25 protein-coding genes are annotated in these 25,457 nt (G+C 63.5%); 14 read left to right on the plus strand and 11 right to left on the minus strand.

Features of this window, described 5'->3' with window-relative positions:
- Nucleotides 1-51 precede the first annotated feature (51 nt).
- The 6 genes from OCK01_RS17965 to OCK01_RS17990 all read left to right on the plus strand — a co-directional run bounded on the left by OCK01_RS17965 (nt 52) and on the right by OCK01_RS17990 (nt 6,048).
- Nucleotides 52-849 carry a hypothetical protein gene (locus OCK01_RS17965; RefSeq protein ID WP_263825102.1) on the plus strand — a complete coding sequence of 266 codons (798 nt, stop codon included), beginning with the start codon at nt 52-54 and terminating at the stop codon, nt 847-849.
- Nucleotides 850-1,113: 264 nt separating this feature from the next.
- A complete protein-coding gene (locus OCK01_RS17970; RefSeq protein WP_263825103.1) occupies nt 1,114-1,674 on the plus strand; it encodes a F0F1 ATP synthase subunit delta in 561 nt (186 codons plus the stop codon).
- Complete coding sequence (atpA, locus tag OCK01_RS17975; RefSeq protein WP_263825104.1) at nt 1,674-3,203, plus strand: F0F1 ATP synthase subunit alpha; 1,530 nt, start codon at nt 1,674-1,676, stop codon at nt 3,201-3,203. Before OCK01_RS17970 ends, atpA begins: the two co-directional genes overlap by 1 nt.
- A gap of 25 nt (nt 3,204-3,228) precedes the next feature.
- A complete protein-coding gene (locus tag OCK01_RS17980; RefSeq protein ID WP_182828122.1) occupies nt 3,229-4,113 on the plus strand; it encodes a F0F1 ATP synthase subunit gamma in 885 nt (294 codons plus the stop codon).
- Nucleotides 4,114-4,137: 24 nt separating this feature from the next.
- The gene (gene atpD / locus OCK01_RS17985) at nt 4,138-5,589 is read left to right on the plus strand and encodes a F0F1 ATP synthase subunit beta (protein WP_263825105.1); all 1,452 of its coding nucleotides are present in this window, start codon (nt 4,138-4,140) and stop codon (nt 5,587-5,589) included.
- A gap of 57 nt (nt 5,590-5,646) precedes the next feature.
- A complete protein-coding gene (locus OCK01_RS17990) occupies nt 5,647-6,048 on the plus strand; it encodes a F0F1 ATP synthase subunit epsilon (protein WP_182828124.1) in 402 nt (133 codons plus the stop codon).
- Between the two features lie 145 nt (nt 6,049-6,193).
- On the opposite strand, the gene leuC is transcribed toward OCK01_RS17990, so the two are convergent.
- Together leuC and OCK01_RS18000 are read right to left on the minus strand one after the other, a co-directional pair.
- On the minus strand, nt 6,194-7,603 hold the full coding sequence (leuC, locus tag OCK01_RS17995) for a 3-isopropylmalate dehydratase large subunit (RefSeq protein WP_182828125.1): 1,410 nt from the start codon (nt 7,601-7,603) through the stop codon (nt 6,194-6,196).
- Between the two features lie 255 nt (nt 7,604-7,858).
- On the minus strand, nt 7,859-8,740 hold the full coding sequence (locus OCK01_RS18000; RefSeq protein WP_263825106.1) for an AraC family transcriptional regulator: 882 nt from the start codon (nt 8,738-8,740) through the stop codon (nt 7,859-7,861).
- 99 nt (nt 8,741-8,839) lie between these two features.
- On the opposite strand from OCK01_RS18000, the gene OCK01_RS18005 reads away from it, so the two are divergent.
- Nucleotides 8,840-10,192: an alpha-glucosidase/alpha-galactosidase gene (locus OCK01_RS18005; RefSeq protein WP_263825107.1), complete on the plus strand. Its 1,353-nt coding sequence runs from the start codon at nt 8,840-8,842 to the stop codon at nt 10,190-10,192.
- A 221-nt stretch (nt 10,193-10,413) separates the two neighbouring features.
- Here the strand turns inward: OCK01_RS18005 and OCK01_RS18010 are convergent, their stop codons facing one another.
- The 3 genes from OCK01_RS18010 to OCK01_RS18020 form a co-directional block, all read right to left on the minus strand.
- On the minus strand, nt 10,414-11,769 hold the full coding sequence (locus tag OCK01_RS18010; protein ID WP_182828128.1) for an ammonium transporter: 1,356 nt from the start codon (nt 11,767-11,769) through the stop codon (nt 10,414-10,416).
- 28 nt (nt 11,770-11,797) lie between these two features.
- Nucleotides 11,798-12,148 carry a P-II family nitrogen regulator gene (locus OCK01_RS18015; protein WP_170976542.1) on the minus strand — a complete coding sequence of 117 codons (351 nt, stop codon included), beginning with the start codon at nt 12,146-12,148 and terminating at the stop codon, nt 11,798-11,800.
- 223 nt (nt 12,149-12,371) lie between these two features.
- Entirely contained in the window at nt 12,372-13,256 is an 885-nt protein-coding gene (locus tag OCK01_RS18020; protein ID WP_263825108.1) for an acyl-CoA thioesterase, read from the minus strand.
- 90 nt (nt 13,257-13,346) lie between these two features.
- Here OCK01_RS18020 and OCK01_RS18025 point away from each other — a divergent pair, with 90 nt between their 5' ends.
- The 7 genes from OCK01_RS18025 (at nt 13,347) to OCK01_RS18055 (ending at nt 20,254) form a co-directional block, all read left to right on the plus strand.
- Nucleotides 13,347-14,561, plus strand: a complete 1,215-nt coding sequence (locus OCK01_RS18025; protein ID WP_263825109.1) for a ubiquinone biosynthesis hydroxylase — start codon at nt 13,347-13,349, stop codon at nt 14,559-14,561.
- Between the two features lie 121 nt (nt 14,562-14,682).
- Nucleotides 14,683-15,096 (plus strand): ribosome silencing factor, encoded by a 414-nt coding sequence (gene rsfS, locus OCK01_RS18030; RefSeq protein ID WP_246697602.1) that lies wholly within the window; start codon nt 14,683-14,685, stop codon nt 15,094-15,096.
- Between the two features lie 78 nt (nt 15,097-15,174).
- A complete protein-coding gene (rlmH, locus tag OCK01_RS18035) occupies nt 15,175-15,657 on the plus strand; it encodes a 23S rRNA (pseudouridine(1915)-N(3))-methyltransferase RlmH (RefSeq protein WP_263825110.1) in 483 nt (160 codons plus the stop codon).
- 71 nt (nt 15,658-15,728) lie between these two features.
- Nucleotides 15,729-17,132, plus strand: coding sequence for a murein hydrolase activator EnvC family protein (locus OCK01_RS18040; RefSeq protein ID WP_263825111.1), 1,404 nt, complete (start codon nt 15,729-15,731; stop codon nt 17,130-17,132).
- Complete coding sequence (locus OCK01_RS18045) at nt 17,122-18,456, plus strand: S41 family peptidase (protein WP_263825112.1); 1,335 nt, start codon at nt 17,122-17,124, stop codon at nt 18,454-18,456. The genes OCK01_RS18040 and OCK01_RS18045 overlap by 11 nt, the downstream gene beginning before the upstream one ends.
- A 59-nt stretch (nt 18,457-18,515) precedes the next feature.
- On the plus strand, nt 18,516-19,697 hold the full coding sequence (locus tag OCK01_RS18050; RefSeq protein WP_263825113.1) for a divergent polysaccharide deacetylase family protein: 1,182 nt from the start codon (nt 18,516-18,518) through the stop codon (nt 19,695-19,697).
- 32 nt (nt 19,698-19,729) lie between these two features.
- Nucleotides 19,730-20,254 carry an RNA pyrophosphohydrolase gene (locus OCK01_RS18055; RefSeq protein WP_182828134.1) on the plus strand — a complete coding sequence of 175 codons (525 nt, stop codon included), beginning with the start codon at nt 19,730-19,732 and terminating at the stop codon, nt 20,252-20,254.
- A gap of 68 nt (nt 20,255-20,322) precedes the next feature.
- Here the strand turns inward: OCK01_RS18055 and bfr are convergent, their stop codons facing one another.
- The 6 genes from bfr to OCK01_RS18085 all read right to left on the minus strand — a co-directional run bounded on the left by bfr (nt 20,323) and on the right by OCK01_RS18085 (nt 25,420).
- Nucleotides 20,323-20,808 (minus strand): bacterioferritin, encoded by a 486-nt coding sequence (gene bfr / locus OCK01_RS18060; RefSeq protein WP_182828135.1) that lies wholly within the window; start codon nt 20,806-20,808, stop codon nt 20,323-20,325.
- 124 nt (nt 20,809-20,932) lie between these two features.
- On the minus strand, nt 20,933-21,244 hold the full coding sequence (locus OCK01_RS18065; protein WP_263825114.1) for a bacterioferritin-associated ferredoxin: 312 nt from the start codon (nt 21,242-21,244) through the stop codon (nt 20,933-20,935).
- 120 nt (nt 21,245-21,364) lie between these two features.
- Complete coding sequence (pncB, locus tag OCK01_RS18070; RefSeq protein WP_263825115.1) at nt 21,365-22,672, minus strand: nicotinate phosphoribosyltransferase; 1,308 nt, start codon at nt 22,670-22,672, stop codon at nt 21,365-21,367.
- A gap of 21 nt (nt 22,673-22,693) precedes the next feature.
- Nucleotides 22,694-23,293: a bifunctional nicotinamidase/pyrazinamidase gene (pncA, locus tag OCK01_RS18075; RefSeq protein WP_263825116.1), complete on the minus strand. Its 600-nt coding sequence runs from the start codon at nt 23,291-23,293 to the stop codon at nt 22,694-22,696.
- 84 nt (nt 23,294-23,377) lie between these two features.
- The gene (locus OCK01_RS18080; RefSeq protein WP_263825117.1) at nt 23,378-24,580 is read right to left on the minus strand and encodes an MFS transporter; all 1,203 of its coding nucleotides are present in this window, start codon (nt 24,578-24,580) and stop codon (nt 23,378-23,380) included.
- Nucleotides 24,581-24,649: 69 nt separating this feature from the next.
- On the minus strand, nt 24,650-25,420 hold the full coding sequence (locus OCK01_RS18085; RefSeq protein ID WP_263825118.1) for a DeoR/GlpR family DNA-binding transcription regulator: 771 nt from the start codon (nt 25,418-25,420) through the stop codon (nt 24,650-24,652).
- Between the last annotated feature and the right edge of the window lie 37 nt (nt 25,421-25,457).

The following is a 25,457-nucleotide window of genomic DNA, read 5'->3' on the forward strand; positions in this document are numbered from 1 at the left end:
CTCAGCGGCTGCCGCCTATGCCATAAGGAGCGAAGCAGCAGAGAGGCGTATATGGAATTCTCCCTCCCCGAATTTCCCGCGACCCCCGTCGGACAGGCGGCCTTCGTTTCGGCCGCTCTCGCGCTCGCTTTCGGACTCCTCTACCTGATCATCCCGCAACGCATGGGCCGCCTGATCGGGCTGCAGTCGGGTCGGGACGGCGCGATCGGCGAGCTGCGCCCGGCCGGAGGATTTCTGGCCGGCTTCGCCGCCGCGACCTTGCTTCTCGATCAACCCATTCTCTACGCAGCGCTGGGGTTGTCGCTCGGCGTCGGCGCTTTCGGCAGGCTCTTGTCGCTGATGTCCGATCAGGCGGCGAGCCTCGTCAATATCGTCATGCTCGTTTTGCAGGCCATTATGGCCGGGGCGCTCGCGGCGCGACTTCCGGAAGCTCTCGCGGAAGCCGGAGCCTTTTTATGGCCGGTCGAGTTCCAGACGCAACTGTCGGCTTACGCCTATGCAGCTCTCGCATTAGCCGGCCTCGTCATCATGTTCATGCCCAGGGTAAGCGCCCGCGCTGCCGGTCTGGCCTTCCTCGCACAGGCCGGTCATGGCCCGATCCGCTCGGCAGGCGGAATTCTTCTCGCGCTTGGTCTTCTGGGAATCTATGTCGCAGGACTGACCGAAAGCCTTTACGTCGCCTATCTGTTTCTGGCCATGGGAATGGTCGCGGCGCTGATCGTCTCGGGTGTCGGTCGGATCGCAGCGTTGACGCTCAATCGTGGCAACTATCCGTTTTCGTTGATTATTCTCGTTCTTTCCTTGCTAACTGCGGCGGCGCTGGCCTGGGGCTTCGCGGGAATGATTTGAGGCCGGTCCGAGGCTTCAAAGGGAAAAAAATTCCAACGCCGAGGCCAAACGCTCCGTAAATTGGCAAATAAATGCGATTCTGCCGCGATTGGCCGCAACATCCTGTGTTGCGAGTCCTGTGGAGCTATGCTAGATGGCTTGCGAGTTTTTGGGGAGTTGAGCGTCTGCGCTCAGGGAAATTCCGAAAATAATGCAACATTTTCAGGTTCTTGGATTCGGTGCGCCGGGCCCTTGAGCCTGAAGAGAAATAGGGAAACTCGGCGCGTGGCAGAGTCATCGCAAATCGTGTCTGGCGTGGCAGAACGTTATGCCTCGTCCCTCTTCGAACTGGCGCTGGAGCAGAACGCCGCGGGCGACGTCGCCAGCGCGCTCGATCGCTTCCAGGCGCTTCTGGATGAGTCGGAGGATCTGCGCCGTCTCGTGACGAGCCCGGTGTTCGGCGCCGACGAGCAGCTGCGCGCGATCTCCGCCATTCTCGACAAGGCCGGCATCGGCGGTCTCGCGGGCAACCTGATCAAGGTCGCGGCGTCGAACCGCCGCCTGTTCGCCGTGCCCGGCATGATCCGCGGCTATCGCGCCATCTACGCCCGCCATCGCGGCGAGGCGGTCGCCGAAGTGACTTCGGCCCATGCTCTGACATCCGAGCAGGAACAAGAATTGAAGGCGGCGTTGAAGAGCGTCACCGGAAAAGACGTGGCGATCAATGTTGCCGTGGACCCTTCTCTCCTTGGCGGCCTGATCGTCAAGCTCGGTTCGCGTCAGATCGACACCTCGCTTCGCACCAAACTTTCTACCCTTAAGCTTTCACTGAAAGAGGTTGGCTGATGGATATCCGCGCCGCGGAAATTTCCGCAATTCTCAAGGACCAGATCAAGAATTTCGGCAAGGAGGCTGAAGTCTCCGAAGTGGGTCAGGTGTTGTCCGTCGGTGACGGCATCGCCCGCGTCTATGGTCTGGACAATGTTCAGGCCGGCGAAATGGTCGAATTCCCCGGTGGAATTCGCGGTATGGCCCTCAACCTCGAATCCGACAATGTCGGCGTGGTTATCTTCGGCTCCGACCGTGACATCAAGGAAGGCGACACCGTCAAGCGCACCGGCGCCATCGTCGACGTTCCCGTCGGTCCGGAACTGCTCGGCCGCGTCGTCGACGCCCTCGGCAATCCGATCGACGGCAAAGGCCCGATCAATGCGACGCGCCGTTCGCGCGTCGACATCAAGGCTCCGGGCATCATTCCGCGCAAGTCGGTCCATGAGCCGATGTCGACCGGCCTCAAGGCCATCGATGCGCTCATCCCGGTCGGCCGCGGCCAGCGCGAACTCGTGATCGGCGACCGCCAGACCGGCAAGACCGCCATCATTCTCGACACGTTCCTGAACCAGAAGCCGATCCACGACAACGGCCCGGACAACGACAAGCTGTTCTGCGTCTATGTCGCCGTCGGCCAGAAGCGTTCGACCGTCGCACAGTTCGTCAAGGTTCTCGAAGAGCGCGGCGCGCTGAAATATTCGATCGTGATCGCGGCGACCGCGTCCGATCCGGCGCCGATGCAGTATCTCGCACCGTTCGCGGGCTGCGCCATGGGCGAATATTTCCGCGACAACGGCCAGCACGCCCTGATCGCTTACGACGACCTGTCCAAGCAGGCCGTGTCCTATCGCCAGATGTCGCTGCTTCTGCGCCGCCCGCCGGGCCGCGAAGCCTATCCGGGCGACGTCTTCTATCTGCACTCGCGTCTGCTCGAACGCGCCGCCAAGCTCTCCGACGAGCGCGGCTCCGGTTCGCTGACGGCTCTGCCGGTCATCGAGACCCAGGGCAACGACGTGTCGGCCTTCATCCCGACCAACGTGATCTCGATCACCGACGGCCAGATCTTCCTCGAAACCGACCTGTTCTATCAGGGCATCCGTCCGGCCGTGAACGTCGGCCTGTCGGTGTCGCGCGTCGGTTCGTCGGCCCAGATCAAGGCGATGAAGCAGGTTGCCGGTTCGATCAAGGGTGAACTCGCCCAGTATCGTGAAATGGCCGCCTTCGCTCAGTTCGGCTCGGACCTCGACGCCGCCACGCAGCGCCTGCTCAACCGCGGCGCCCGCCTGACGGAGCTGCTCAAGCAGCCGCAGTTCTCTCCGCTCAAGACGGAAGAACAGGTTGCGGTGATCTTCGCCGGCGTCAACGGTTACCTCGACAAGCTCACTGTGGCTCAGGTCGGCAAGTTCGAGCAGGGTCTGCTCGGCTACCTCCGCACCGAAGGCAAGGCGATCCTCGATGCGATCCGCACCGACAAGCAGATCACCGACGACACCAAGGGCAAGCTGAAGGCCGCTCTCGACAGCTTCTCCAAGACGTTCGCCTGATCGGACAAGCTGGGACGGAGAACCAATGGCTTCCCTCAAGGACCTGAAAAACCGGATCGCTTCCGTCAAGGCGACGCAGAAGATCACCAAGGCGATGAAAATGGTCGCCGCGGCGAAGCTTCGGCGCGCCCAGGAAGCGGCCGAGGCCGCTCGGCCCTATTCACAGCGCATGGGCGCCGTCATGGCGAACATCGTCAGCGCTGTGGGCGGGGACGCCGACGCGCCGCGCCTGATGACCGGCACCGGATCCGACAAGACCCATCTGCTGGTCGTCTGCACCGCCGAACGCGGTCTGTGCGGCGGCTTCAACTCGCAGATCGCGCGTTTCGCGCGCGATCACGCCCGCCGCCTTCTGAACGAAGGCAAGACGGTGAAGATCATCACCGTCGGCAAGAAGGGCAACGACATCCTGCGCCGTGAATTCGCGAGCCTGATCATCGACCGCGTCGAACTTCGCGACGTCAAGAAGGTCGGCTACGAGAACGCCGAGGCCATCAGCCGCAAGGTGATGAGCCTGTTCGACAAGGGCGAATTCGACGTCTGCACGCTGTTCTATTCCGAGTTCAAGTCGGTGATCTCGCAGATCCCGACCGCTCTGCAGCTCATCCCGGCCGTCGCGCCGGCGGTGGCCGCGGCGGACACGACCTCGGCGTCGGCAGTTTACGATTACGAGCCGGACGCAGGCGCCATCCTCGGCGATCTCATCCCGCGCGCCATCACCGTGCAGATCTTCCGGGCTCTGCTCGAGAATGTCGCCGGCGAAATGGGCGCCAAGATGAGCGCCATGGACAACGCCACGCGCAACGCCGGTGAGATGATCAACAAACTGACGCTCAGCTACAACCGCCAGCGTCAGGCGAAAATCACCACCGAACTGATCGAAATCATCGCAGGCGCGGAAGCGCTCTGATCTACAAGAAAAGAGGGTATGAATATGGCTACGGCAGCTACCCAGTCCGCCGCCGGCAAGGTGACCCAGGTCATCGGCGCCGTCGTTGACGTCTCGTTCGAAGGCGCTCTGCCGCCGATCCTGAACGCGCTCGAAACCGACAATGGCGGCAACCGCCTCGTTCTCGAAGTGGCGCAGCATCTCGGCGAAAACACCGTCCGCACCATCGCGATGGACTCCACCGAAGGTCTCGTGCGCGGCCAGGCCGTCACCGACACCGGCGCGCCGATCTCGGTGCCGGTCGGCGACGAAACGCTCGGCCGAATCCTGAACGTCATCGGCGAGCCGGTCGACGAACTCGGCCCGGTTCCGACCGAAGCCCGCCGCGCGATCCACCAGGCCGCTCCCGAATATGTGGAGCAGTCGACGGAAGCCCAGATTCTCGTCACCGGCATCAAGGTCGTCGACCTCCTGGCTCCTTACGCCAAGGGCGGCAAGATCGGCCTGTTCGGCGGCGCAGGCGTCGGCAAGACCGTTCTGATCATGGAACTGATCAACAACGTCGCGAAGGCCCACGGCGGTTACTCCGTGTTCGCCGGCGTCGGCGAGCGCACCCGCGAAGGCAACGACCTCTATCACGAAATGATCGAGTCCAAGGTCAACGTCGATCCGCGCGAGCATGGCGGTTCCGCTGCCGGCTCCAAGTGCGCGCTCGTCTACGGCCAGATGAACGAGCCGCCGGGCGCTCGCGCCCGCGTCGCTCTGACCGGCTTGACCATCGCGGAAGACTTCCGCGACAAGGGCCAAGACGTGCTGTTCTTCGTCGACAACATCTTCCGCTTCACCCAGGCGGGTTCGGAAGTGTCGGCGCTGCTCGGCCGTATTCCTTCGGCCGTGGGTTATCAGCCGACGCTCGCCACCGACATGGGCGCTCTGCAGGAACGCATCACCACCACCAACAAGGGTTCGATCACCTCGGTGCAGGCCATCTACGTGCCCGCCGACGACTTGACCGACCCGGCGCCGGCCACGTCCTTCGCGCACTTGGACGCGACGACCGTTCTCAGCCGCTCGATCGCCGAAAAGGGCATCTACCCGGCCGTGGACCCGCTCGACTCCACCTCGCGCATGCTCGACCCGATGATCGTCGGCGAAGAGCACTATGAAGTGGCGCGTAAGGTTCAGTCGACCCTGCAGCGCTACAAGTCTCTCCAGGACATCATCGCCATCCTCGGCATGGATGAACTGTCGGAAGACGACAAGCTGACCGTCGCCCGCGCCCGCAAGATCGAGCGCTTCCTGTCGCAGCCGTTCCACGTCGCCGAAGTCTTCACCGGTTCGCCTGGCAAGCTCGTCTCGCTCGAAGACACGATCAAGGGCTTCAAGGGCCTGGTCAACGGCGAATACGACCACCTGCCGGAAGCCGCCTTCTACATGGTCGGCTCGATGGACGAAGCGGTCGAAAAGGCCAAGAAGCTGGCTGCCGAAGCCGCCTGATAATCTCTGGCGCGGTCTTCCGGCCGCGCCGTCTCCGACACGAAAGAGTGAGTGATCATGGCTGATAGCTTCAGTTTCGAACTTGTCTCTCCGGAGCGCCTGCTCATGTCGGCAAGCGCGACCGAAGTGGTCCTTCCGGCGACCGAAGGCGAAATGGCGGTGATGGCCAATCACGCGCCTTTCATGACGACGATCCGCCCCGGCGTGGTCACCGTCAAGGAAGCCTCCGGCCAGACCCAGAAATTCGTGGTGTTCGGCGGCTTCGCCGACATCGTGCCGTCAGGTTGCACCCTGCTTGCCGAATCGGCGCTGCCGGTCAGCGAATTCCGCAAGGATCAGTTGGCCAAGCGGATAGAAGTCGCGCAGGCCGATCTCGCCAGCGCGCCGGACGATGAGGCCCGCACCCGGATTTCTCAGCTGATCGCGGACCTCGACAGCCTGTCGTCGGTCGCGGCCTGAGAGGCGAGTTTCCGATAGAGACTTTGAACCCGGCGGAGACGCCGGGTTTTTCTTTTCCGCCATGCGCCGCGGATCGCTCGGGCGCAAACAAAACGGGCGGCCCTCAGGGCCGCCCGTTCGTATGAGAGCGCTCGGCGAGACCGGATCAATTCCACTCGCGAATGTCGACGAAATGTCCGGCGATCGCGGCGGCTGCGGCCATGGCCGGCGACACGAGGTGTGTGCGGCCCTTGAAGCCCTGACGACCCTCGAAATTGCGGTTCGAGGTCGAGGCGCAGCGTTCGCCCGGCTTCAGGCGGTCGTCGTTCATGGCCAGGCACATGGAGCAGCCCGGCTCGCGCCAGTCGAAACCGGCGGCCTTGAAGATCTTGTCGAGCCCCTCGGCTTCCGCCTGTTCCTTGACGAGGCCCGAGCCCGGCACGATCATCGCAGACACGGTGGAGGCCACCGTCTTGCCTTCGACGACCTTGGCGACGGCGCGCAGATCTTCGATGCGGCCATTGGTGCAGGAGCCGATGAACACCCGGTCGACAGCGATGTCGGTGATCTTGGTGCCGGCGGTGAGGCCCATGTAGTCGAGCGCGCGCTGCTTGGAGGTGCGCTTGTTTTCATCCGTGATCTCGTCCGGGTTCGGCACGACGCCCTGAACCGAGATGACGTCTTCAGGCGAAGAACCCCAGGACACGATCGGCGGCAGATTGGCGGCGTCGAGCACGACGACGCGGTCATAATGCGCGCCTTCGTCCGATTTCAGCGTTTTCCAGTATTCGATCGCCTTCTCCAGCGCCTCGCCCTGCGGCGCGCGCGGCTTGCCCTTGATGTATTCGAAGGTCTTCTCGTCCGGGGCGATCAGGCCGGCGCGCGCGCCGCCTTCGATCGTCATGTTGCAAACCGTCATGCGGCCTTCCATCGACAGCGCCTCGATGGCTTCGCCGGCAAATTCGATGACATGGCCGGTGCCGCCGGCGGTGCCTATTTCACCGATGATGGCGAGGATGATGTCCTTGGCGGTGACGCCCGGCGGCAGCTGGCCGTCGACGCGCACCAGCATGTTCTTGGCCTTCTTCTGGATCAGCGTCTGGGTGGCCAGAACGTGCTCCACCTCGGACGTGCCGATGCCATGCGCCAGCGCGCCGAAGGCGCCATGGGTGGAGGTGTGGCTGTCGCCGCAGACGATGGTCATGCCCGGCAGGGTAAAGCCCTGTTCGGGTCCGACGATGTGAACGATGCCCTGCCGCTTGTCGCTGGCCGAATAATATTCGACGTTGAAATCGGCGGCGTTCTGGGCGAGCGCCTCGACCTGGATGCGGCTTTCCTCATTCTTGATGCCGAGATGACGATCCGGCGAGGTCGGCACATTGTGGTCGACGACGGCCAGCGTCTTTTCCGGCGCGCGGACCTTGCGGCCGGTCATGCGCAGGCCTTCGAACGCCTGCGGGCTGGTCACTTCGTGGACCAGGTGGCGATCGATATAGAGGAGACAGGTGCCGTCGGCCTGCTGATCGACGACGTGGTCGTCCCAGATCTTGTCATAGAGTGTGCGGGGTGCGCTCATGGGTTTCACCGTGCTGAAGTATAGAGGAAGAAGGCGTCGCGAGGCGCTGAACCGCAAGCGCGGTCAGCGGACGGGATCAGCCGAGATGGGCGGTGGCGCGGCCGGAAAGGGCGGCAAAGAAGCGCTGCGGCAGGCGTTTGCGGTCCTGCAGCACGAAAAAATATCTCTTTGGCGCGCGTTTGCTCATGGCGCTTCTTTACCATCATTCTAAACGGGCGGCAATGGCCGTGCTGAGGGCGGTTTATGGTGGTTCCGCTAGCCTCTGCCCCATGGCCGCGCCGGGTCGCGATGCATTCCGGACGCCCTGAAGTCGGTCGGCGTGACGCCGAAGATGCGCCGAAAGGCTTTCGAAAAGTAATTGGCGTCGGCGAAGCCTGCTTGCGCCGCCACATCCCGGATCGAGGGCGCGGGCTCCGCAGCCAGGAGCCGCCCGGCGTAACGCAGATTCTCCTGCAACAGATAATCCGCCGGCGTCTCGCCCGTCGCCGCCGTGAATTGCCGGGAGAAATGCGCGCGGCTGAGACCGGCGAGCTCGGCCATGCGCGTGACGCTCATGGCTTTGCCGGGATGGGCCGCGAGATAAGCGAGCACCCGCGCCACGCCCTCAGGCGCATCCCCTTGGGCGCCGTTCTGGCCGGTGACCGCCTGAAGCGCGCCCAGCGCAAAGGCGTAAGCGAGGCTTGAGGCGCGATAGGGATCGTGGTCTTCCCGCATGAGATCGAGGCAGAGACCGGCGAGCCTGTCCGCCGCGTCGAGTGAGATCACTGGCGTCGCGCCTCCAGCAAGCCGCGCCCGCTCCATCAGCCGCAGCGCCTCGGGTCCGCGCAGCGACACCCAGAAAAACTCCCAGTTTTCGCCCTCTTCCAGCCAGTAGCGATGATCTTCCGGAACCATCAGGAGCATCGCTTGCCCCGTTCCGACCACATGCCGGTCGCGGCCAAAGGTCAGGCGGCCCGCTCCAGAGATTGTATATTGAAATATGGTGAAAGGTTCCGCGCCGCGCTTTCGCCCGTCCCAGTCATAATCGGGCCCGCGCCTTTTTTCGTAGCCGCATCCGGTCGGGTAGATGACGAAAGGCGCGCCGCCCCGGGGCGGCGTTTTCAGATAGGGTCCGGCGGCGATGAGATCCGAGAGCACGATATTACCCTTTGCAGCACAACTATCCTCTTACCTCCTGATTAGACGAGGATTATGGTGCGCGCAATCGGCGCATCCCTCCCAAGGAGACAGCACAAAATGACGAGAAATCCCAGGATCACCTTCATCGGCGCGGGTTCCACCGTGTTCATGAAGAACATTATCGGCGACATCCTGCAGCGGCCGGCGCTTTCGGGCGCGACGGTGGCGCTGATGGACATCAATCCCGAGCGCCTCGCCGAGAGCGAAGTGGTGGCGGGCAAGCTGGTCTCCACGCTCGGGGCCAGCGCCAAGGTCGAGACCTACGACAATCAGAAGAAAGCGCTGGAAGGCGCGGATTTCGTGGTCGTCGCCTTCCAGATCGGCGGTTTCGAGCCCTGCACCGTCACCGATTTCGAAGTGCCGAAGAAATACGGCCTGCGCCAGACCATCGCCGACACGCTTGGCATCGGAGGCATCATGCGCGGCCTGCGCACCGTGCCGCATCTCTGGTCGATCTGCGAGGACATGCTCGAGGTCTGCCCGAACGCGATCATGCTGCAATATGTCAACCCGATGGCCATCAACACCTGGGCGATCGCGGAAAAGTACCCCACGATCAAGCAGGTAGGCCTCTGCCATTCCGTCCAGGGCACCGCCTGGGAACTGGCGCGCGATCTGGACATCCCGGTCGAGGAGATCCGCTATCGCGCCGCCGGCATCAATCACATGGCCTTCTACCTCAATTTCGAGCATCGTCAGCCGGACGGCTCCTTCACGAATCTTTATCCGGATCTGCTCAAGGGCTATCGCGAAGGACGCTTCCCCAAGCCGAGCCATTGGAATCCGCGTTGCCCCAACAAGGTGCGCTATGAAATGCTGACTCGTCTCGGCTATTTCGTCACCGAGAGCTCGGAGCACTTCGCCGAATACACGCCCTATTTCATCAAGGAAGGCCGCGAGGATCTGATCGAGAAGTTCGGCATTCCTCTGGATGAATATCCCAAGCGTTGTGTCGAGCAGATCGAGCGCTGGAAGACCGAGGCCGAAGAGCTCAAGAACTCGCCGACCATCGAGATCAAGCAGAGCCATGAATACGCCTCCGAAATCGTCAACTCGGTCTGGACCGGCCAGCCCTCGGTGATCTACGGCAATATCCGCAACAATGGCTGCATCACCTCGCTGCCGGCCAATTGCGCGGCCGAAGTGCCGTGTCTGGTCGACGCCAATGGCATCCAGCCGACCTATATCGGCGAGTTGCCGCCGCAGCTCACCGCGCTCATCCGCACCAACATCAACGTGCAGGAGCTGACGGTGAAGGCGCTCCTGACGGAGAATCGCGAGCATATCTATCACGCCGCGATGATGGATCCGCATACGGCCGCCGAGCTCGATCTCGACCAGATCTGGGCGCTCACCGACGACCTCTTGAAGGCGCATGGCGAGTGGCTGCCGGCCTGGGCGCGCGGCTGATCCAGCCAGACTTTCCCAAATTTCGAGCCGGCGGTCACCCCGCCGGCTTTTTCGTGTCTGCGGACACGAAAAAACCCGGGACGCGTGACGATCCCGGGTGGAAGGTAGCAGCCCTGCATGCGCATGCGGCCGCCTGGGAGGATGGCGCCGGTCGGGGCGGGAAGGAGGATGAAGCCCCGACCGGGCGGTGCGGCGCCGGAAGACCGGCGCCGCGCGCAATCTCAGTTGTGGTAGGCGGCTTCGCCATGCGAGGCGAGGTCGAGACCTTCGCGTTCGGCTTCCACCGGCACGCGCAGGCCGACGATCAGATCGACGATCTTGTAGAGGATCGCCGAACCGATGCCGGTCCACAGGATGGTGATCACCACCGCTTCGATCTGCACCCAGAGCTGGCCGCCCATGGTCTGTTCGCCGGCGTAACCGATGCCGCCGAGAGAAGCGGAGGCGAAGATGCCGGTGGCGATGGCGCCGAAGATGCCGCCCACGCCATGGACGCCGAACACGTCGGCGGTGTCGTCATAGCCGAACTTGTTCTTCACCACGGAGACGAAGAAGTAGCAGAGCGGCGAGACGATGAGGCCCATGACGATCGCGCCCATCGGGCCAACGATGCCGGCGGCCGGGGTGACGGCCACGAGGCCGGCAATCATGCCGGACGCAGCGCCGAGCATGGAGGCCTTGCCGCGGGTGAAGGCTTCGACGGCCGACCAGGACAGGATCGCGGCGGCGGTGGCGAGGAAGGTGTTGACGGTGGCGAGCCAGGCGCCGCCCGAGGCCTCGAGGTTGGAGCCGGCGTTGAAGCCGAACCAGCCGAACCACAGCATCGCTGCGCCGACATAGGTCAGCGTCATCGAATGCGGAGCCATCATGTCCTTGCCGAAGCCGATGCGCTTGCCGACCATGATCGCGCCGATGAGGCCGGCCACGCCCGCATTGATGTGCACGACGGTGCCGCCGGCGAAATCAAGCGCGCCCTTGCCGAACAGGTAGCCGTTGGCGTCCCAGACCATATGCGCGATCGGGAAATAAACCACGGTCACCCAGAGCAGCGCGAAGAGGATCGAGGCCGAGAACTTGATGCGTTCTGCGAAGGCGCCGATGATCAGCGCCGGCGTAATGGCGGCGAAGGTCATCTGGAACAGCACGAACAGATATTCCGGGATCACGACGCCCTGGCTGAAGGTGGCCGCGGTCGTGTCCTTGGTCACGCCGGAGAGGAACATCTTGGCGAAGCCGCCGAAGAAGGGATTCGCGCCGCCGCCGAAGGCGAAGGAATAGCCGTAGACGACCCAGGCGATCATCACGACGGCCGCGATCACGGTGCACTGCATCAGCACCGACAGCATGTTCTTGGCGCGCACGAGGCCGCCGTAGAACAGGCCGAGGCCGGGAACGGCCATGAACAGCACGAGGATGGTGGCGAGGAACATGAAGGCGCTGTCGCCCTTGTCGGGAACCGGCGCGGCGGCGGCGGCGGCCGGCGCGGCCTCCTGGGCGAAAGCGACGACCGGAGCCATCACGGCCGAGGCGGCAAGCGCCGCGCGGCTCAGAAGAGTGGAAAGTCTCGTTGCGGACATAAAATATAACTCCCTACGATAGCGAACGTCAGAGCGCTTCGGCGTCGGTTTCGCCGGTGCGGATGCGCACGGCGTGGTCAATCGAGTAGACGAAGATCTTGCCATCGCCGATCTGGCCGGTCTTGGCGGCGCCGGCGATTGCTTCGACCGCCTTGTCGACCAGTTCGCCCGATACGGCGAGTTCGATCTTCAGCTTCGGCAGGAAGCTGACGGCGTATTCGGTGCCGCGATAGATTTCCGTGTGTCCCTTCTGCCGCCCGTAGCCCTTCACTTCGGTTACGGTCAGGCCTTGAATGCCGACAGCCGTGAGGGCTTCGCGCACCTCGTCGAGCTTGAACGGCTTGATAATGGCCATCACAATTTTCATCTGGTTTCCCATCCTTTGACGAACATGCCGGCGGGGATCCGCCTCTCCGTGATCTCGGGAAAAAGTCTGAAGCCCTCCCGTGACTGCCCATACCAATACAAAGCGCGTGCCAGATTCGCGCCGCAATTTTAAGCGGTTGAAAAATATGAGATATTTGTTTCTGGATCAAAAAGAAGGCAGTTAACTCGACATTAACCGCCCAAGAAAAGTGCAAAAATCAAAAAACGCCCATGAATTAATCATCTGCTCGTTTGCGAATCAAACCTTCCTGCGCGGTGGAGGCGATCAGGCGTCCTGAACGGTTATATATCGCGCCGCGGCTCAACCCCCGCGCGCCGCCGGCGAAGGGACTGTCCTGCGTATAGAGCAGCCAGTCGTCCAGCGGGTCCTCGGCGTGGAACCACATCGCGTGGTCAAGGCTGGCCGCCTGGATGTCGCGGTCGAACACCGATTGGCCATGCGCGAACAGCGATGTGTCGAGCAGCGTCATGTCCGAGAGATAGGCGAGGACGGCGGCGCGGAGCGCCCGGTCTGCCGGCGGCGCGCCGTTTCCCTTGATCCAGATATGCTGGGACGGCGTCAGTCTTTCACGCGAGACATAATGCGCCATCGACACCGGGCGCACCTCGACGGGGCGCTCGCGCAGCCAATAAGCGCGCACGTGGTCGGGCGCCTGCTTGAGGTAGGTGTCGTAGAGTTCCCGAGCGTCCGGCAGCGTCTCGGGAGCGGGCACGTCGGGCATGTCGATCTGGTGGGTAAGGCCCGATTCGTCGATCTGGAACGAGGCCGACAATGCGAAGATCGGTTTGCCATGCTGGATGGCGATCGCCCGCCGCGTCGAGAAACTGCCGCCGTCGCGCATGTTCTCGACTTCATAGAGGATCGGCAAAGAGGGATCGCCGGGACGCAGAAAGTAGGCGTGCAGCGAATGGACATGCCGGCCTTCGGGCGCGGTGCGGCAGGCGGCGACCAGGGCCTGTGAGATCACCAGCCCGCCGAACACCCGCTGCCAGCCGACATCGGGGCTTGCGCCGCGATACTTGCCTTCCTCGATCTTTTCGAGATCGAGGATCTCCAGGAGTTGGGCCATGTCGGTGAGCTTGTTTCCCTGGCGCGGCATTTTGGCTTTCTCCGATGGTTTAATCGACGACCTCATTCCTCTATACTCCCAGTCGGAATGCGGGCAAGCCGCGAGAAGGAGCAAGACCTCATGTATGATATTCTGATCGCAGGCGGCGGATATGTCGGTCTTTCGACGGCGGTATCGATCAAGAAGGCCGCTCAGCATCTCAGCATTCTGGTGGTCGACGCAGCGCCCTCCGGCGCCTGGAAAAAAGATGGCCGCGCCTCCGCGATCGCCGCGGCTGCCTCGAGGCTGCTCTCCGCACTCGGCGTCTGGGATGAAATTCTGGCGAGCGCCCAGCCGATCAATAGAATGATCGTCACCGATTCCAAGACGGCCGATCCCGTTCGTCCCGTTTTCCTGACCTTCGACGGCAGGGTGGCCGATGGCCAGCCCTTCGCCCATATGGTGCCGAACCCCGCCATGATCGGACCGCTGTTGCGGCTGGTCGGCGAACTCGGCGTCGAGCTGCGCCAGGCGGCGACGGTGGATGGGTTCTCGCGCGATCCCGCGCGCGTCGCCGCGACGTTGTCGACCGGCGAGACGGTCGAGGCCCGCCTGCTGATCGCCTGCGACGGCGTTCGCTCGAAACTGCGCGACGCGGCCGGCATCAAGACGGTGCATTTCGACTATGGCCAATCCGGCATCGTGGCGACAGTGGAACATGAGCGGCCGCATGAAGGCGTCGCGGAAGAGCATTTCCTGCCCGCCGGCCCCTTTGCAATCCTGCCCTTGCCGAACAATCGTTCGTCGCTGGTCTGGACGGAGAGAACGGCGGATGCCGAACGTCTGGTGCGCGGCGACGATTTTCTGTTCGACGAGGAGCTCGAACGGCGTTTCGGCCATAAGCTCGGCGCCTTGAAAGTGGTCTCGCCGCGTCGGGCCTATCCGTTGGGGCTGACGCTGGCGCGCGCCTTCGTCGCCGATCGCTTCGCGCTGGCCGGCGACGCCGCGCACGGCATCCATCCGATCTCCGGCCAGGGCCTCAATCTCGGTTTCAAGGATGTCGCCGCACTCGCCGAAACCATCGTCGACGCCGACCGGCTGGGTCTCGACATCGGTTCGCTTTCGGGGCTCGAACGCTACGAGACGTGGCGTCGCTTCGACACGTTCCGCATGGGCGTGACCACCGATGTGCTCAACCGGCTGTTCTCCAACGACATCGCGCCGATCCGCATCGCCCGCGATTTCGGTCTCGGCCTTGTCGATCGCCTGCCGTCGCTCAAGAATTTCTTCATCGGCCAGGCGGCGGGCACCACCGGGCGCGCCAATCCCAAGCTGCTCGACGGCGCGCTGCCGTAAGGGGAGTTCGACCGAAAATAGTTAACCGGCTTGTCTTGAAACTTTTAACCTTTGGCGCCTATCTTTAGGGATCGGCGCTTCAGCGCCGGTGCATGTCCGTTTAAGATAGAAAGGAAGTCCTCTGACGACAGTGCACGCCAAAGGAGCGGCGCGTTTCGCCCCCTCCAAGAGCATGGAGCGCGGTAGCGACGCCGCAGCCAAAGCTCTTGAAACCGTCCTCGAAAGCCTCGAGGATTCGAAAGCTGAAAACATCTCCCATATCGACATCACGGGCAAATCCGCGCTGGGCGATCACATGGTGATCGTATCCGGACGCTCGAACCGTCACGTGACAGCCATTGCCGATCACCTCATCGACGACATCAAGGCGGCCGGTTTCGGCCCGACCCGCGTCGAAGGGCTGGAAACCGGCGACTGGGTGCTGATCGATGCCGGAGACATCATCGTGCATGTGTTCCGACCCGAAATCCGCGAGTTCTACAACATCGAAAAGATGTGGGCCGCGCCTGATATCGACGAAGAAACCCTGCACTAAGCCGCTTTCCCTGGGAAAGCAGGCCAATACCCGCGGAGAATGATCTTCTCCGGCGTGAAAGATCTGGTCTGGTAAGACATGCGCATATCCGTGTTTGCGGTCGGCAGGTTGAAGTCCGGACCCGAAAGAGAGTTGGCCGATCGTTACTTCGATCGTTTCGCCAAGGCGGGGCCTGCGACCGGCCTCGAATTGGGAAAAATCACCGAGATCACCGAAAGCCGCGCCGGCAATGCGGAGACGCGCAAGCGTGAGGAAGGCGCGAGCCTCGACAGGCTGCTGGCCGACGGCGCGCAACTGATCCTGCTCGACGAGCGCGGCAGGGCGCTCGACAGCGTCGCCTTCGCCGATCTGCTCGGGGGCCTGCGCGACCAGGGGAGGCGCGAGGTCGTTATCGCCATCGGCGGGCCCGACGGCCACGATCCGGCGCTCGCCGGTCGCGCCGATCACATGTTGTGCTTCGGCAAGATGACCTGGCCGCATCAGATGGTGCGGGTGATGCTGGCCGAACAGCTCTACCGGGCCGTCACCATACTGTCCGGCCATCCCTATCATCGCGTCTGAGCGCGGCCTCGGATTTTTCCTCCTGATCAAATCGATTGGCGCTTGCGGCAAATCAGCTTAGAGTCGGGCCATTGAGCAATGGCGGTGGCTTGTTGAAGATCGGCGGACAATCGAAACGGGGTGCGTTGCTGCGCGCGGCCGCGGCTGCGGGCCTCATTGCGTTCGCCGTCCCGGCCGTTCCGCAGGAAAACGCGGTCAAACCCGCACCCGCGGTCAATGAAGAGGGCTTGCTGCGCATCCGCCGAAACGCCACGGAAAGCGAGCTGCGCGAGCTCGCCAAGACGCTGGCCGAATCGCGCGATCGCACCAAGACGCTGCAGGCGGGTCTGATCGGCATCGAACGCACCAGCGCCGGGCTGCGTCAGGCGCTGGTCGCATCGGCCGAAAAACGAAAATCGCTGGAAAATCAGACGCTCGAGGACGAGGCCAAGCTCCGCGAGCTCGAAGGCAGGCTCGGCAAGGTCAAGGCGTCGCTGCACGAAAGGCGCGGCCTCCTCGCCGAAGTGCTGGCCGCGCTTCAGCGCATGGGCCGCAATCCGCCGCCGGCCCTTCTGGTGTCGCCCGACGACGCTCTCTCCTCCGTGCGCAGCGCGATTCTGCTCGGCGCCGTCGTGCCCGGCGTGCGTCGTGAAACCGAGCGCCTGGCCGCCGACCTCAAGAGCCTCACCGACCTCTCCGTCGCGCTCGCCGCCCAGCGTCAGACCTATGTGACCACCATGACCTCGGCGATCGAGGAGGAGCAGCGGATGAACGCGCTTCTGGAAGAAAACGCCAAGCTGTCGTCCGAGAGCAAGGAAGAACTGGAGCGGGAGAACCAGCGCGTCGAGCAACTGGCCGCCCGCGCCACCAGCCTGGAAAACCTCATCGCCTCGCTGGAGCGAAGCATCGCCTCGGCGCGCGACGCCGCCGAAGCCGCTCGCGCCAACGATCGCGACATGGCGGCTCTCACCCCTCAACAGCGGGCCCGGTTGCAGGAGGAGGCAGGCGCCATCCTGCCCGACAAAAACCGCATTGCCCCCGCATATCCTTTCTCCGTTCTGAAGGCGAAGCTGGCCTTGCCGGTGGCGGGCGACGTCATCCGTCAGGTCGGCGACGACGACGGCACCGGCCATCCCGCCCAAGGCCTCACGGTCGCGGCCGGACCAGGCCTGGTGGTCACCGCCCCGGCCGACGGCTGGGTGATGTTCGCGGGGCCTTTTCGCAGTTATGGCGAAATGGTGATTATGAATGCGGGAGAGAATTACCATATACTGCTCTCCGGCATGGACAAGGTTTCCGTCCGTCAGGGCCAGTTCGTCGTCTCCGGCGAACCGGTCGGCCAGATGGGCGAAAAGAGAATAGCCAGCGCAACCGGTCTCAATCTGGAAACGGACCGGCCAACGCTGTACATAGAGTTCCGAAAGGATGGAAAACCGGTCGATTCGCGGCCCTGGTGGTCCGTCAAAGAGCTTGGAAAGGCGCGAAATGATACGTAAGACTTCACTGGTGCTGCTGGGCGCGTTGCTGGGCTCCACCGCCACGCTGGCTGTCTATTCCGCCGGCCTTCCGGCCCAGGCCGCCGGCTCCTCGACCTATCGGGAACTCAGCGTGTTCGGCGAAGTCTTCGAACGCGTGCGCGCGCAATATGTGACGCCGCCCAACGAGCAGAAGCTGGTCGAGTCCGCCATCAGCGGCATGCTGACCTCGCTCGATCCGCATTCGAGCTATATGAACGCCAAGGACGCCGACGACATGCGCACGCAGACGCGCGGCGAATTCGGCGGTCTCGGCATCGAAGTCACCATGGACAACGAACTGGTCAAGGTCATCGCGCCGATCGACGATACGCCTGCCTCCAAGGCCGGCGTTCTGGCCGGCGACCTGATTTCCAAGATCGACGGAACCGACGTGCGCGGCCTGAAGCTCGAAGACGCCGTCGACAAGATGCGCGGCGAAGTCGGCGCGCCGATCAAGCTGACCATCCTGCGCAAGGGCGCCGACAAGCCGATCGAACTGACCATCAAGCGCGACATCATCGCCGTGCAGGCGGTCAAGACCCGCGTCGAGGGCGATGTCGGGTACCTCCGCGTCATCTCCTTCACCGAAAAGACCTATGATGACCTGAAGAAGGGCATCGAGAAGATCCAGGCCCAGGTGCCGAACGATAAGCTCAAGGGGTTTGTCCTCGACCTTCGCCTCAATCCGGGCGGTCTGCTCGATCAGGCGATCAACGTGTCGGACGCTTTCCTCAACAAGGGCGAAATCGTCTCGACCCGCGGCCGCGTCGAAAGCGAAACGCGTCGCTTCAGCGCCACGGATGGCGATCTGGTCAATGGCAAGCCGGTGATCGTGCTGGTCAATGGCGGCTCCGCCTCGGCCTCCGAAATCGTCTCCGGCGCGCTTCAGGATCTCAAGCGGGCCACCGTGCTCGGCACGCGGTCGTTCGGCAAGGGATCGGTGCAGACCATTATCCCGCTCGGCGACAACGGCGCGCTGCGGCTGACCACGGCGCTTTATTACACCCCGTCGGGCAAATCGATCCAGGGCATCGGCATCACCCCCGACATCAAGGTCGAGGAGCCGATCCCGGCCGAACTGCAGGGCAAGATCGAGACCGCCGCCGAATCGGCGCTCAAGGGCCATATCAAGGGCCAGGACGAGACCGAAGAAGGCTCCGGTTCGGCCGCCTATGTGCCGCCGGATCCCAAGGACGACGTGCAGCTCAATTATGCGCTCGACCTGTTGCGCGGCAAGAAGACCGATCCGGCCTTCCCGCCGGATCAGGCCAAGGCCGTCGCGGTCGAACAGCAGAAGAAGTAAGACGGGCGCGGCGGGACATGATCCCGCCGCCGCTCTGTCGAACGGGGGCAGGCTCGAACGTGACGTCGGGACTCCATTCGCCGCTGGGCAAGGGGCGCAAGCCGAAAACCGAAAAACGCCCCAGGTTCGCCTGGGGCAGCGTTTCGGCGTTTTCGGCCGTCGCGCTGATTTTCGGCGGTCTTGTCGCCTACCCCTATCTTTCCCCCGATCCGCTGCAAAAACCCGTCTCGGTCGCCGATGAACCGACCGGGTCGGCGGATGACGTCGCACCGACCGCGCCGGCTGATCCCGACGGCATCAAGCCCAGCCGCCCTTCCGACGGCGCCGATGTCGTCCGTCAGGTCATGCCGGATGGTTCGGTGGTGACCAAATACACACCCCGCGCCAGCGCGGAGAACGGGCCAAAGCTGATCGACGCGACGGCGACCGGCCCGCAATCGCCCGATCTCGCCGCCTTTCCAGACGAAGCGCTGATCGAGAACACGCCCGACGGAAAATTGCCGATCGTCGCCGACGACGGCACGCGCCCCTTCGACCGCTATGCGCGCCCCTGGTCGGGCGCACGCGGTACGCGGATCGCCATCGTCGTCGCCGGCCTCGGGCTCAGCCAGACGGGCACGCAGAAAGCGCTGCAGGCGTTGCCCGAAGAGATCACGCTGGCTTTCGCCGCAAACGGCAATTCGCTGTCGCGCTGGGCGCCGGAAGCGCGGCGCACCGGCCACGAAATCTTGCTGCAGGCGCCGATGGAGCCGTTCGACTATCCCGACAACGATCCCGGTCCGCTGACGCTGACCCATGACCAGAGCGAGGCGCGCAATCTCGATCTCCTGCATCAGGGCATGGGCAAGATGACCAATTACACCGGGGTGATGAATTACCTCGGCGGCCGCTTCTTGTCGGACGCCGAAGCATCCGAGCCGGTGATGCGCGACATCGCGCGGCGCGGCCTGATGTTCCTCGACGACGGCACGTCGACGCAGTCGCTCTCGCCGGTCTACGCCAAGGCCTACGGCATGCCGCTCGCCTTTGCCGATCTGGTGCTGGACCAAGAGGTCAATCACGGTGCGATCCTCGCCAAGCTCGACGACCTCGAACGCATCGCGCTGCGCAAGGGTTCTGCGATCGGCGTCGCCTCCGCCTTCGACGACAGCGTCGCGGCGATCGCCGAATGGTCGCGCGAGGCGGGCCGCCGCGGCATCGAAATTGTGGGCGTTTCCGCCCTCGCAACCGTTCCCAACTGACGAACGCGCGGTCGCCGCGCAAGGACAAGACGATGAGCAAGACGATCAAGGCCGAAGACCTGCCCTACCGCCCCTGTGTCGGCATCATGGTGCTCAATCGAGAGGGCTTGGTCTGGGCCGGCCGGCGCATCCCGCTCGGCAATTCGGAATATGACGGCTCGCCGCAGCTCTGGCAGATGCCGCAGGGCGGCATCGACAAGGGCGAGGAGCCGGAAGCCGCCGCCTATCGCGAACTCTATGAGGAAACCGGCATCAAGTCGGCGACGTTGATCGCCCGCGCCAAGGACTGGATCAACTATGATCTGCCGCCGGAACTGGTCGGCATCGGCCTCAAGGGCAAATATCGGGGCCAGACCCAGGCCTGGTTCGCCTTCCGCTTCGACGGCGACGACTCCGAGATCGCCATCAACCCGCCGCCCGGCGGCCATGAGGCGGAGTTCGACCAGTGGGAATGGAAGCGGATGGAGGATCTGCCGGGCCTGATCGTGCCGTTCAAGCGCGCCGTCTACGACAAGGTCGTCGCCGAATTCGCCCATCTTTCCGGCGTCAGCGCCTGACGCCCGACTGCATGCAAAAAGCCGCCGGAGCGTTGCCCCGGCGGCTTCTTCATTTCCGGCGGTCTGGGTTATTCCGCTTCGTCGGCGGACACGGCGTTCAGCTGGCCGTACTTTTCCTCGCCGAGCTTCGACATCAGTTCCAGCTGGGTTTCGAGGAAGTCGATATGGCCCTCCTCGTCCATCAGCAGTTCTTCGAACAGCTTCATCGACACATAGTCGCCGGCCTCGTGACAGATGTCGCGGGACTTCTTGTAGGCGGTGCGGGCGTCATATTCGCCGGCTAGATCGGCTTCGAGCACTTCCTTGACCGTCTGGCCGATGCGCAGCGGCGCGAGCGTCTGGAGGTTCGGATGACCTTCGAGGAAAATGATGCGCGCGACGAGCTTGTCGGCATGCTGCATTTCCTCGATCGATTCGGCGCGCTCTTTCTTCGCCAGCTTCTGATAGCCCCAATCTTCGAGCAGGCGGTAATGCAGCCAATACTGATTGACCGCTCCAAGCTCTAGAAAAAGCGCTTCGTTGAGGCGTTCGATGACTCTGGCGTCGCCCTTCATAGTCCATCTCCTGTTATGCAGCGTAAATATGATGGGATAAGAGCAGGAAATAGGCGCAAAGTCGAGGCCCTAGTTTGGAATGATTCCAAATCTAGCCGAGTGTTTCGACCGGTCGTATGGGAAATCAGGCCACGCGCGCCGTGCGCTGGCGCCGTTCGAGGATCGCGGCCTTCTGCTCGGCATGAAAGCGCTTGAGACGGTCGAGGAAATCCACGACTTCGGCCGTCTCGCCGCGATGGCGGGCGTGATAGTCCTCGGTGGTCTTGACGATGATGTCGACGACATTGGGGAAGCAGCCGCAGCATTTCCCGCGCTTGTTCATCGCGTGATAGACCTTGCCCGGCACGATCAGCTGCCAACAGTCCTCGTCGAGCATCGAGACGATGACGTCCCTGATGTCTTTGTCGGTGATAATGTTGCAGCTGCAGACCATCATGGCGAGGAACCCGCTCGACTTCCAATGGGGTCCTGTATCCTAAAGCGGATGGCAAATGTCAAGATAAGCAAGGAGGCCTGCGACAAAATATGTCGACGCCTCTCCACTTTACATCCGGGTTCAGACCTTGAGCTGCAGCTCGTGAAAGTCCTCGGTGCCGAAAAAGCGCTGGTAGCGTTCGACCTCCTGGGGGTCGCCGGTCGCCTTGCGGGGGTTGTCCGACAGTTTCACCGCCGGACGGCCATTGGCTTCGACGACTTTGCAGACGATCGAGATCGGATCGAGACCCATCAGCTCGGTCGGCGCGCAGCCCTGGAAATCATTGGTGAGATTGGTGCCCCAGCCGAAGCTCATCCGCACCCGGCCCTCGAAATGTTTGTATGTCTCGATGATCGTGTCGACGTCGAGCCCGTCCGAAAAGATCAGCAGTTTCTCGCGCGGATCGCGGCCATGCGCCTCCCACCAGTCGATGATCCGCTCTCCGCCCTCGATCGGCGGGGCGCTGTCGGGGCGGAAGCCGGTCCAGTCGGCCACCCAATCCGGCGCATTGCGCAGGAAGGCGGCTGTGCCGAAAGCGTCGGGAAGGACGATCAGCAGGTTGCCGCCGTAAAGCTGGGTCCAGTCCTGCAGCACCTTGTAAGGGGCCTGGCACAGGTCTTCGTCGGTTTCGGCCAGCGCCGCCTTCACCATCGGCAGTTCATGCGCATTGGTGCCGACCGCTTCCAGATCGGTGTCCATGGCGAGCAACACGTTGGAGGTGCCGGTGAAGGCCGGGCCGATGCCTTCCTTCAACGCCTCGACGCACCAGCGATGCCAGAGGAAGGAATGGCGCCGCCGCGTGCCGAAATCGGAGATGCGAAGGCCCGGATATTGCCGGAGGCGTTCGACCTTCGACCACATCTTGGCCTTGGCGCGGGCGTAGAGCACGTCGAGGGTGAATTTGCCCAGACCCTTCATCGCCGCGCGCGACCGGAGTTCGTTGATGATCGCCAGCGCCGGGATTTCCCACATCGTGGTTTCCATCCAGCGGCCCTCGAAGCACAACTCATACTGGCCGTCCTTCACCGACAATTCGTAGTCGGGCATGCGGAAATTGGCGAGGAAGGCGATGAAATCCGGCTCGAAGATCTGCTTCTTGCCGTAGAAGGTGTTGCCGGCCAGCCAGATCAGCTCCTTCTTGGTGAAGCGGAGTTCGCGGACATGGTCCAGCTGGTCGCGCAATTCCTGCTCGTCGATATCGTCCGCCAGGCGCACGCGCGTCGACCGGTTGATCAGCGAAAAAGTGGCGCGGACGTCCGGATGCAGCTTCCAGATCATCTGCAGCATCAGGAGTTTGTAAAAATCCGTGTCCAGCAGGCTGCGGACGATGGGGTCCAGTTTCCAGGCGTGGTTATACACGCGCCGGGCGATGTCTGTCTTGGCCGCCATGCGGCGTCTCCTCCGTGTCGGTCAGACGAGCGTCACGCCCGCCTGCCGCATTTTTTCAAGTTGCGCCGCCATCGATCCGCCGAGATCGATGCCGCGACAGGCCTCCAGCACCACGGTGGTCTTGAAGCCCGCCGCCACGGCGTCGAGCGCCGAGAAGGCGACGCAGAAATCGGTGGCGAGGCCGCACAGCGTCACGGCATCGATGCCGCGCTCGCGCAGATAGCCGGCCAGCCCGGTCGGCGTCGCATGGTCGTTCTCGAAAAAGGCCGAATAGGAGTCGATCGCGGTCCGATACCCCTTGCGGATCACCAGTTCGGCCTTGGTCCAGACGAGATCCGGATGAAACTCCGCCCCGGGCGTGCCCTGAATGCAGTGGTCGGGCCAGAGCGTCTGCTCGCCATAGGGCATGGTCACGCTCTCGAAGGGCGCCTTGCCGGAATGGCTGGAGGCGAAGCTCGAATGGCCGGCCGGATGCCAATCCTGGGTCAGCGCAACATGGTCGAAGCGCGCGATCAGCGCGTTGACCGCCGGCAGGATGGCGTCGCCATCGGCGACCGCGAGCGCGCCGCCCGGGCAGAAGTCGTTCTGGACGTCGATGACGACAAGCGCTTCTCTCAACATGTCAACCCCCGCATCTGTCTGATGAAAGGTCAATCATGTTTGCGGCCGGGAGACAAGCCCGGCCGCCCTGATTGTGGCGCAAAGTCAATGACCTCCGCCCTTCACGCCATCGGCGTGGCGCGCCAGGCCCGACAGCGCCAGCACGATGGCGAGCAGCAGCGGCGCGCCGATATAGATGGCTTGGTAGCCGGTATGCTCGACGACGAAGCCGAACAAGGTCGGCGCGAACAGCGTGCCGGAATAGCCCATGGCGGTGACCACCGACAGGCCGACGCCCTTGGCCATGCCCGGCAGATTGCCGGCGGCCGAAAAGGCGATCGGCACGAGATTGGCCACGCCCAGACCGGCCAGCGCGAAGCCGAACACGGCGACATAGGGATGCGGCGCGAAGGCCCCGATCCACATGCCGGCGAATGCGATGACGCCGGAGACCCGCATGGTCTTGACCGCGCCCAGCCGGTCGCGCACCGCGTCGCCGGCGAAACGCACGACCATCATCGTGGCGTGGAAGGAGCCTGCGGCGAGCGACGCGACCGTCAGCGTCGCCCCGAGTTCACGGCTCAGATAGAGCGCGCTCCAGTCGATGACGATGCCTTCCTGCAGCATGGAGAAGAGCGCCATGAAGCCGAGAAGCCAGGGCAGGGGGCTCGAGAAGATGCTGGGCCGCGGCGCGGCGTCGTGATGTTCTTCCGCATGCGGCCCGTCCGGCATCAGCCAGGCCAGCGCCAGCGCCACCACGCCTGCATTGAAGACGGTGATGATCACCGCATGCCAGGCCGGGCCGAACTGGTCGATGAGCGCGCCGCCGGTCGCCGAGCCGATCAGGCCGCCCAGGCTCCAATAGGCGTGGCAGGACGACATGATCGCCCGGCGCATGCGCTTTTCGACCTCGACGGCGTTGGCGTTCATCGCCACGTCCATGGCGCCCGCGAAACCGCCGAGCAGGAAGACGATCACCGCCGCGGACGCGAAGTTCGGCATGAAGGTGAGAATCAGCATCAACGGCAGGAACAGGATGGAAAAGGCCATCGCCACCTTGCTGGAGCCGAAGCGGGCGATCTGGGCGCCGGCGATCGGCATGATGGTGACCGAGCCGACGCCGAAGAACAGCAGCAGATAGCCCATCCATTGCGGCGACAGCGACAGCGTCTCGGCGATCACCGGCAGTTTTGGCGACCAGGCCCCGATATAGAGACCGTTGGCGAGGAACAGCAGCGACACCGCGATGCGCTCCCTGGGGTCGGAGCCGGTCAAGGGCGGTGCGGCGGAACGGACGGGCGTGGTCATGAATACTCCTCCTGGCGCGGTCGGGCCGCGACGCGATGTCTTTCGATCGTTATTCCCAAGGCGCGCCGCTCAAGGCGATGACGCCTTCACGAAGCGGGCGCCGGATTCGGCAAAGCCAGCGCAAAGCTCGTCATCCGCATCCTGTTCCACGACGATGGTGAAACGATTCGACAGGCCGATGACGGGAAAGGGGGCCGGGCGACCCAATTTCTCATTGGTCACGGCGGCGATCACGCGGCGGCTGGCCTTCGCCATGGCGCGCTTGAATTCCGCCTCTTCCAGGAACGACGCGCTGACGCCGGCGTCCAGATCCAGGCCGCAGCTTCCGAGGATGCAGATATCGGTTCTATAACTGGCCGCCTCGCTCATCGCCTTGGCGCCGAGGATGGCGCCGGACTTGGGATCCATGCGCCCGCCGATCAGCGCCACTTCGATATCGGGTCGCTCCATCAGGGCGGCGGCGATCACCGGGGCGTTGGTGATCACGGTCAGCGATGCGTCTTGCGGCAGATTGCGGGCGACCGCGAGATTGGCGCTCCCGGCGTCGATGAAAAGGCTCGATCCGGGCTCGATCAATTGCGCCGTCCGGCGCGCAAGCGCCTGTTTCCGGTCCACGGCGACGTCGATGCGACGGCTGAGCGGCGGCGGCGCGTCGATCGGCAAAGCGCCGCCATAGACGCGGCGGCACACGCCTTGCGCCGCCATTTCGCGCAGGTCACGCCGGATCGTGTCCTCCGACGTTTCGAAAAGGGCTGCGAGGTCGGCAGCCAATACGCGGCCTTCCTCCGTCAGTTTGCGGAGTATCGCGGCGTGCCGTTCATGTGGAAGAAGATCTGTCATGGTCATGCCTGTCGAATTCGGCATGAACATGCATAAA

Source organism: Rhizobium sp. TRM95796, from assembly GCF_025779995.1.
Taxonomy (GTDB): Bacteria; Pseudomonadota; Alphaproteobacteria; order Rhizobiales; family Rhizobiaceae; genus Rhizobium_E.